The organism is Streptococcus sp. HMSC073A12 (genome assembly GCF_001812815.1).
Lineage (GTDB): Bacteria > Bacillota > Bacilli > Lactobacillales > Streptococcaceae > Streptococcus > Streptococcus vaginalis.
In genome coordinates this window covers 19,582-28,070 of sequence record NZ_KV810560.1, presented here as the reverse complement: position 1 = coordinate 28,070, position 8,489 = coordinate 19,582, and the positions used below count along the sequence as shown (strand labels likewise).

The following is an 8,489-nucleotide window of genomic DNA, read 5'->3' as shown; positions in this document are numbered from 1 at the left end:
CAATCAGTTTCTGAGCAATTTTTTGGTTGATGATACAAGGGATTTGATGATTCTTCTTGACGAGAGAAGTCTCAGCGACCATCATTTTCGAGCACTGATAGCACTTGAAACGTCGCTTTTTAAGGAGAATTCTAGTAGGCATACCAGTTGTTTCGAGGTAAGGAATTTTCGACGGTTTTTGGAAGTCATATTTCTTCATTTGACTTCCACACTCAGGACAAGAAGGAGCGTAGTAGTCCAGTTTAGCGATGATTTCCTTGTGTGTATCCTTATTGATGATATCTATAATTTGGATATTAGGATCTTTGATATCAAGGAGTTTTGTGATAAAATGTAATTGTTCCATATGAATCTTTCTAATGATGGTTTGAACGCTTTTCATTATAGATGATATGGGACTTTTTTTCTACAACAAAATCGGCTCCATAATATCTATAGGGGATTTACCCACTACAAATATTATAGAGCCAATAAATTTGCTGATTTATACAATAAATTATGCTCTGCAGAAGCTTATTTTGATTCTTATCCTAGTCAAATTGAAGAAGATGCAAAATTTGTTTCTCGAATAAAACTGTACACGACGAAAGTTGCTATTGAGATATCCGATGAAATCCTTCGACTAATTGGTCCCTTACAAAAATTCGACAAGGTTAATATCAAACGTTATTTAAAGGATGCAGAAACTATTGAAAACTATGGAAGATCTGGAAATTCTATCAGAAGAGAAATTGCCGAAAGGTGGCTAAAGGAGTAAGAAATGACAGAACTCGCTCTACAAGAGTATCAATTTGGAGACATGAAATTAATTTGGTTACGTGGAGTTGACAAGATGACAGATGCAGGCACTTTATTTGGTCCTGTACCAAAAGTTGTTTGGTCACGCTATTATCCAACAACTGAAGAAAATATGATGGTTGAATTAACCGATCCAATATTGATTCAATACAAAAATAAAAATTATTTAATTGATGCAAGTTTTAACACTGCGAAACTATCTGATAAACAAAGACGAAATTTAGGGATTTTATCTGAAAGCAGAATTGAAGAGAGCTTGGAACTTTTAGGTTTGACTCCTGAAGATATTTCTTATGTGTTGATGACTCACATGCATCACGATCACTCTGGTGGATTGACAAAATTAAATGAAAATCATCAGTTGGTTTCAACTTTTCCTAATGCTAAGATTTTTGTAAATGATATTGAATGGTACGAGATGATGAACCCAAATAATCGGACTAAAGGGACTTATCTCAGAGAAAATCGGGAGCCTATTCAACATCAAGTGGAGACATTTACGGAATACTTAAATGTCATACCGGAAATTCAAATGGTTCATACTGGTGGTCATAGCAATGATCATAGTATCATTTTGTTGAAACAAGGAAATGAAACCATGATTCATATGGCGGACTTCCTTTTAACTCACGCGCATCGCAAGCCTGTATGGGTCGCTGCTGTAGATGATTACCCCATGCGTTTCATTATTGCAAAAGAAAAATGGCTCAAAGAAGCATTTGAAAATCATTATAAATTTTTCTTTTATCATGATCAATTTTTTACTGTTGTAGAATTTGACAACGAAGGGAAAGAAATTGTTGACTATGTAAAACGGATTCGCGAATCAAGACTTCCGTTTACCGATAACAGGATAGAAAGCCTGTTTTGTATCATTAAGATTCAAAAATTGCCTTTTGTTTTTGAAAGGTGATTTTTTGTTGCATGATTTATCAATGCGAATTAGCTAAAATTTTGGTATAATGAAGATGTTAAACTAGTGTAAGAAAGAGGTTTTCATGGCTACTATTCAATGGTTTCCGGGACACATGTCCAAGGCTCGGAGACAAGTACAAGAAAATATCAAATTTGTGGATTTTGTGACAATTTTAGTAGATGCGCGTTTGCCATTATCTAGTCAAAATCCTATGCTAACTAAAATCGTGGGCGATAAGCCCAAGCTTCTTATTTTAAATAAGACGGATTTAGCTGATTCTGATCTGACGAAAGAGTGGCGAAGATATTTTGAAAGTCAAGGTATCAAGACCTTGGCAATCAATTCTAAAGAACAATCAACTGTTAAAAAAGTCACAGAAGCAGCTAAGTCATTGATGAAAGAAAAAATTGCTCGGCAAAAAGAACGTGGGATCCAAATTGAAACATTGCGGACTATGATTATCGGCATCCCAAACGCTGGTAAATCAACCCTGATGAACCGTTTAGCTGGGAAAAAAATCGCTGTGACTGGAAATAAACCGGGTGTTACCAAGGGGCAGCAGTGGCTCAAATCTAATAGGGACTTGGAAATTTTAGATACTCCTGGGATTCTCTGGCCTAAGTTTGAAGATGAAAAAGTTGCTTTGAAACTCGCTTTAACAGGAGCGATTAAAGACGATTTGCTTCCAATGGATGAGGTTACTATTTTTGGAATCAATTATTTCAAAGAACATTATCCAAAGGAACTTCAAGAACGGTTCAAGCAAATGGACTTGGAAGAAGAAGCACCGGAAATCATTATAGATATGACACAAAAATTGGGTTTTCGAGATGATTATGATCGTTTTTATCGTCTTTTTATCAAAGACATTCGTGACGGTAAATTGGGACGTTATACTTTAGATACTTTAGGTGAGATACATGGCAACGATTAAAGAGATTCAAGAAATCTTATCTGAAATAACAAACATAGAGAGTCCTGTTTTTGAGCAATTTCGAGATGATAGTCGAGCTGGTGTCCACAAGCTCATTGTGAAACGTAAAAAACAAATTCAAGCTGAATTGGACGAATACCGTCGTTTGGAGCAAATGTTACGATATGAAAAGGAGCTTTATGCTACTGGTTGCCAATATATCGCTGGGATTGATGAGGTTGGGCGTGGCCCCTTAGCAGGTCCTGTTGTGGCAGCGGCAGTTATTTTACCTAAAAACTGTAAAATCAAAGGTCTCAACGATAGCAAGAAAGTTCCCAAGAAAAAGCACAAAGAAATCTATCAAGAAGTGCTCAAACAAGCAATTTCAGTTGGTATTGGTATCAAGGATAATCAAGTTATTGATGAAGTGAATATCTATGAAGCGACGAAATTAGCTATGCTAGAGGCGGTGGGAAATCTTGAAGTTGCTCCGCAACATCTCTTGATTGATGCTATGCAGTTAGATGTTCAAGTTCCGCAAACGTCTATTATCAAAGGAGACGCCAATTCGCTGTCTATTGCGGCCGCTTCAATCGTAGCCAAGGTGACTAGAGATCGCATGATGACAAATTATGAGCTAACTTATCCAGGTTATGACTTTGCACACAATGTTGGTTATGGAACCCAGCATCATTTAGAAGGATTGAAACGAAAGGGAATCACTCCTATTCATCGGACAACCTTTGAACCAATTAAATCCATGCTTGAAGAAGTCGAGGACAAGAGATGATTATTACTAAAGTTTTAAATAATAATGTGGTCATTTCTGAAGAAACCCACCAAGAAGTAGTGTTGATGGGACGTGGACTGGCTTTTGGATGTAAAGCAGGAGATGATATTCGGGATAATCTGATTGAGAAAAAATATGTTTTGTCAGAAAACAAGCGTGAATTATTGTTAGAATTACCTGCTGACATCATAGAAATGGCTGATAAAATTATCACTTACGCACATGCAAAAATAAATAAAAAATTGCAAGATGGTGCTTTTTTAGCGATGGCTGACCACCTGTATGGTGTGGTTTTACGTATCCAAGATCATTTCTTTATGAAAAATTTCCTCATGTGGGACATTAAGCGATTTTTTCCTGACGAATTTGAAGTTGGCAAGTATGCCAATCAATTGTTGGGTGACTATTTAGGGCAAGATTTACCTTTGGACGAAGCAGGTTTTATGGCTTTGACCATTGTCAATGCTGAATTAGATAATGGCAATGTAGCCGCTCAAGATTTGACGCAACTAATGGAAGAAATCATGACAATCGTCAAATACAGCTTAAAGATCTCATTAGATGACGAGGATATTTATGTTCTACACTTTATTACGCATCTGAAATTTTTTTGCGAACGTGTTTTAACGGACACTGGACATCAAGAGTTAGACGACAATGACATGTTTGATTTACTGAAAATCAAGTATCCGTCAGCTTATGAAACGACAACAAAGATTACCCAATATCTCAAGCAGACGCGCAATTATCAGACGTCTGATGATGAACAAATGTATCTAACCATTCACTTATCAAGAATGAAAAGAGAAGTCAATGAAAACTGAATATGAAAAAATGATTGCAGGAGAATTATACAATCCGCAAGATCCCGAATTACGAAAATTGGTAACACGTTCTCGTCAATTTCAATACGCATTTAATGCAGAACAGGACGGTAAAAAAAGAAGTAAACTCGTAAAAGAATGGTTCGGCTCAACTTGTGAGAACATTTCGATGAAACCAAACTTTGTCTGCGATTATGGTATCAACATTCACTTAGGAGAAAATTTCTATTCTAATTGGAATTTGACCATGCTTGATGTTTTTCCAATTACTATTGGAAAAAATGCATTGTTTGGACCAAATTGTCAACTTCTGACCCCTCTCCACCCTTTAGATGTACAAGAACGCATATCAGGTATAGAATACGGTGCACCAATTACCATTGGCGATAATTTCTGGGCGGGTGGCGGTGTAACGATTTTGCCTGGAGTAACATTAGGAGACAATGTCGTCGTTGGAGCGGGATCGGTTGTCACCAAATCTTATGGTGATAATGTTGTTTTGGCTGGAAACCCAGCTCGAATTATTAAAGAATTAGATAAAATGTGAAAAGCGAGAAATTCTCGTTTTTTTAATTCCTTTTACGAATAATATAAGTGAAGTGTAATTAAAAAGTAAAAGGAATGATAAAATGGATAATTTTGATATCTATAAATTAAAAGAAGCTGGCTTGACCAATCAGCAGGTCATCAATGTTCTCTCGTATGCTGAGATACAAGAAAAAGAATTATCAGTAAAAGATATGGCAGTTGTGTCGGAATGCCGTAATCCAGCTCTTTTCATTGAAAAATATCTGCAGCTAGATGATGATTTGTTATGTCAAGAATTTGAAAAATTTCCGTCTTTTTCTATCTTGGATGATGTGTATCCTTGGGATTTGAGTGAAATTTATAATCCACCCGTTCTTCTTTTTTATAAAGGTAATTTGGATTTGCTAAAATTACCTAAAGTAGCTGTTGTAGGAAGTCGGAATAGTAGCCGAGTAGGCAGTCAATCCGTTCAAAAGATTATTAAAGAGCTAAACAATGAATTGGTTATCGTGAGTGGTTTAGCACGCGGAATTGATACCTCGGCTCACATGGCAGCATTGCAAAATGGTGGTCGAACAATTGCAGTTATCGGAACGGGTCTAGACGTTTTTTATCCAAGGGCGAATAAAAAACTCCAATCGTATTTGGGAGAACATCATCTAGTACTTAGTGAATATAGTTCTGAAGCAGAGCCATTAAAATTTCATTTTCCAGAGCGTAATCGGATTATAGCAGGATTGTGCAGAGGGGTTATTGTTGCTGATGCCAAAATGCGCTCAGGCAGCCTTATTACTTGTGAGCGAGCAATGGAAGAAGGGCGAGATGTATTTGCTATTCCAGGGTCCATTTTAGATGGAAGAAGTGATGGCTGTCATCATTTGATTCAGGAGGGAGCGAAATGCATCACATCAGGGGCTGACGTACTTTCTGAATTCCAATTTTAAAACAAGTTCTCCTATAAGAGAATGCTACTAGTTGACATCTTGAAAAAAATAGTTTAAACTCTATGAGGTTTATTACTTTTAGAAGGTGTTTAGATTGGCAACAAAAACAAAGAAAAAAATAACAGCTAAAAAAAATCTGGTGATTGTAGAGTCGCCAGCTAAGGCAAAAACAATTGAAAAATATTTAGGGCGGAACTACAAAGTTTTAGCTAGCGTTGGACATATTCGCGATTTGAAAAAGTCTACCATGTCCATCGATTTTGAAAACAACTATGAGCCAGAATATATCAATATTCGCGGGAAAGGGCCTCTTATCAATGATTTGAAAAAAGAAGCTAAAAAAGCGAAACAAGTCTATCTTGCAAGTGACCCGGACCGTGAAGGAGAAGCTATTTCTTGGCATTTGGCTCATATCTTAAATCTGGACGAGACAGATAAAAATCGTGTTGTTTTCAACGAAATCACGAAAGATGCAGTAAAAAATGCTTTTAAAGAACCGCGCCAGATTGACATGGATTTGGTAGATGCTCAACAAGCGCGTCGTGTCCTTGACCGTATTGTGGGGTACTCTATCTCTCCAATTCTCTGGAAAAAAGTCAAAAAGGGATTGTCAGCTGGACGTGTGCAATCTGTTGCCTTGAAACTCATCATTGACCGTGAAAATGAAATCAATGCTTTTAAGCCGAAAGAGTATTGGACGATTGACGGAACTTTCAAAAAAGGAACTCGTCAATTTCAAGCCAGCTTTTATGGCATGAATGGCAAGAAGATGAAGCTTGCTACCAACGATGATGTAAAAAATGTTCTTTCTCATATTGAAGGTGATGAATTTACTGTCGAAAGCGTTGAGAAAAAGGAACGCAAGCGCAATGCTCCGCTGCCTTATACCACATCATCTATGCAGCAGGACGCTGCCAATAAAATTAATTTCCGAACTCGTAAGACGATGATGGTTGCTCAGCAGCTTTATGAAGGAATTAATATCGGATCTGGTGTGCAAGGTTTGATTACCTATATGCGTACAGATTCCACTCGAATTAGTCCGGTAGCTCAAAATGAAGCTGCAACCTTCATTACAGATCGTTTTGGTGAGAAATATTCTAAACACGGCAGTAGAGTCCGAAATGCTTCTGGCGCACAAGACGCCCATGAAGCGATTCGTCCTTCAAGTGTATTTAATACACCTGACAATATCGCAAAATATCTAGATAAAGATCAATTGAAATTGTATACGTTGATTTGGAATCGTTTCGTGGCGAGTCAAATGACTGCTGCGGTATTTGACACGATGAGTGTGAAGTTAGAGCAAAATGGTGTTCAATTTGCTGCAAATGGTAGTCAGGTTAAATTTGATGGTTATCTAGCTATTTATAACGACTCTGATAAAAACAAAATGCTGCCAGACATGAAAAAAGGTGATTTGGTTAAGCGTATCAACACCAATCCTGAGCAGCATTTTACTCAACCACCAGCACGTTATTCAGAAGCAACTTTAATTAAGACCTTGGAGGAGAATGGCGTTGGGCGTCCGTCAACTTATGCACCAACAATTGAAACTATTCAAAAACGCTACTATGTCAAATTAGTTTCTAAGCGCTTTGAGCCAACTGAACTGGGAGAAATCGTGAACTCTCTGATTGTTGAATTCTTCCCAGATATTGTCAATGTGAAGTTTACCGCTGATATGGAAGCTAAGCTAGATGATGTCGAAGTAGGAAAAGAGCAATGGCAAAAGGTCATTGATGAATTTTATAAGCCATTTGAAAAAGAAGTTGCAAAAGCAGAAACTGAAATGGAGAAAATTCAAATTAAAGACGAACCGGCTGGTTTTGATTGCGAAGTTTGTGGAAGTCCTATGGTTATCAAGTTAGGCCGCTATGGTAAATTCTATGCATGTAGCAATTTTCCTGACTGTCGTCATACTCAAGCGATTGTCAAAGAAATCGGTGTAGAGTGTCCTAAGTGTCACAAAGGGCAAATCATTGAGCGCAAAACCAAACGCAATCGCCTTTTCTATGGCTGCAATCGCTACCCAGATTGTGACTTTACTTCTTGGGATAAACCGGTTGTTCGCTCTTGTCCGAAATGCGGTCAGTATCTTGTAGAAAAGAAAGTTCGTGGTGGAGGCAAGCAAGTTGTCTGCAGCAATGGGGATTACGAAGAAGAAAAAGTAAAATAAGCTAAAGATGTTTACGTAATTTATTTTATGTAAACTTTCTTTATATATAGCAAAGGAAACTGTATGAAAGAGAAATTTGATGAATTTTTAAAGATTGCAAAGGAATTGAACGGAATTGGAATCACTCCCTTGCTTATGGGTTCACTAGGGCTTGAACAGGTAACTGGCCACGACTGGCAAGCACGAGATATTGATATCCATGTTCCAGGAGATCCTAGGGGATGGGACGCACCTGATGAGGTACGAATTTATGATTTTAAAAAGATTGAAACGATTATGAACCGGCTTGACTACCAATTAGTAGATTTGCACGAGCACGAATTTCAAAAAGGAAATCTATCGGTTGAGTTTGGTAGCATGAATACTTTGGAAAACTTTGCTGGGATTCCTTTAGATGAATTGGTAAAACATGAAACAGCAGGGGTAGTTTATTTTCTTCCTGATGCTGAACAATATCTTAAGATTTACACAGCATCTTCGCAAGATTCCTATCGAAATGACCAAAATAATGATAAGGATTTTGTTAAAATTGCTTATCTGGAAAAAATGTTAAAGAAATAGATACATGACCAATCATTATATTCTTTACACCAATGT

Annotated in this window: 8 protein-coding genes and 2 pseudogenes; 9 read left to right on the top strand and 1 reads right to left on the bottom strand. The window is 37.2% G+C overall.

Going from position 1 to position 8,489, the window contains the following annotated elements:
• A partial coding sequence (locus tag HMPREF2876_RS08470; protein ID WP_186822503.1) for a transposase family protein occupies positions 1-346 on the bottom strand: 346 nt, incomplete at its 3' end.
• A 123-nt stretch (positions 347-469) separates the two neighbouring features.
• On the opposite strand from HMPREF2876_RS08470, the pseudogene HMPREF2876_RS11090 reads away from it, so the two are divergent.
• From HMPREF2876_RS11090 to HMPREF2876_RS08430, 9 genes and pseudogenes are all read left to right on the top strand, one after another.
• A pseudogene (locus HMPREF2876_RS11090) lies at positions 470-757 on the top strand (acyl-CoA dehydrogenase); the annotation flags it as partial.
• 3 nt (positions 758-760) lie between these two features.
• A pseudogene (locus HMPREF2876_RS08465) lies at positions 761-1,677 on the top strand (MBL fold metallo-hydrolase).
• Positions 1,678-1,796: 119 nt separating this feature from the next.
• A complete protein-coding gene (ylqF, locus tag HMPREF2876_RS08460) occupies positions 1,797-2,648 on the top strand; it encodes a ribosome biogenesis GTPase YlqF (RefSeq protein WP_024051524.1) in 852 nt (283 codons plus the stop codon).
• Positions 2,635-3,417 (top strand): ribonuclease HII, encoded by a 783-nt coding sequence (locus HMPREF2876_RS08455; protein ID WP_024051525.1) that lies wholly within the window; start codon positions 2,635-2,637, stop codon positions 3,415-3,417. Before ylqF ends, HMPREF2876_RS08455 begins: the two co-directional genes overlap by 14 nt.
• Positions 3,414-4,241, top strand: a complete 828-nt coding sequence (locus HMPREF2876_RS08450) for a PRD domain-containing protein (protein WP_070584674.1) — start codon at positions 3,414-3,416, stop codon at positions 4,239-4,241. The genes HMPREF2876_RS08455 and HMPREF2876_RS08450 overlap by 4 nt, the downstream gene beginning before the upstream one ends.
• Positions 4,231-4,788 carry a sugar O-acetyltransferase gene (locus HMPREF2876_RS08445; RefSeq protein WP_070584673.1) on the top strand — a complete coding sequence of 186 codons (558 nt, stop codon included), beginning with the start codon at positions 4,231-4,233 and terminating at the stop codon, positions 4,786-4,788. The genes HMPREF2876_RS08450 and HMPREF2876_RS08445 overlap by 11 nt, the downstream gene beginning before the upstream one ends.
• Positions 4,789-4,870: 82 nt before the next feature.
• Positions 4,871-5,713, top strand: a complete 843-nt coding sequence (gene dprA / locus HMPREF2876_RS08440; protein ID WP_024051528.1) for a DNA-processing protein DprA — start codon at positions 4,871-4,873, stop codon at positions 5,711-5,713.
• A gap of 85 nt (positions 5,714-5,798) precedes the next feature.
• Complete coding sequence (gene topA, locus HMPREF2876_RS08435) at positions 5,799-7,892, top strand: type I DNA topoisomerase (RefSeq protein ID WP_117625236.1); 2,094 nt, start codon at positions 5,799-5,801, stop codon at positions 7,890-7,892.
• Between the two features lie 63 nt (positions 7,893-7,955).
• Entirely contained in the window at positions 7,956-8,453 is a 498-nt protein-coding gene (locus tag HMPREF2876_RS08430; RefSeq protein ID WP_024051530.1) for a phosphoribosylanthranilate isomerase, read from the top strand.
• Positions 8,454-8,489: the final 36 nt, after the last annotated feature.

Coding starts and splice junctions, on each gene's coding strand:
- ylqF (WP_024051524.1), top strand. CDS start 1,797: ATGGCTACTATTCAATGGTTTCCGGGACACATGTCCAAGGCTCGGAGA.
- HMPREF2876_RS08455 (WP_024051525.1), top strand. CDS start 2,635: ATGGCAACGATTAAAGAGATTCAAGAAATCTTATCTGAAATAACAAAC.
- HMPREF2876_RS08450 (WP_070584674.1), top strand. CDS start 3,414: ATGATTATTACTAAAGTTTTAAATAATAATGTGGTCATTTCTGAAGAA.
- HMPREF2876_RS08445 (WP_070584673.1), top strand. CDS start 4,231: ATGAAAACTGAATATGAAAAAATGATTGCAGGAGAATTATACAATCCG.
- dprA (WP_024051528.1), top strand. CDS start 4,871: ATGGATAATTTTGATATCTATAAATTAAAAGAAGCTGGCTTGACCAAT.
- HMPREF2876_RS08430 (WP_024051530.1), top strand. CDS start 7,956: ATGAAAGAGAAATTTGATGAATTTTTAAAGATTGCAAAGGAATTGAAC.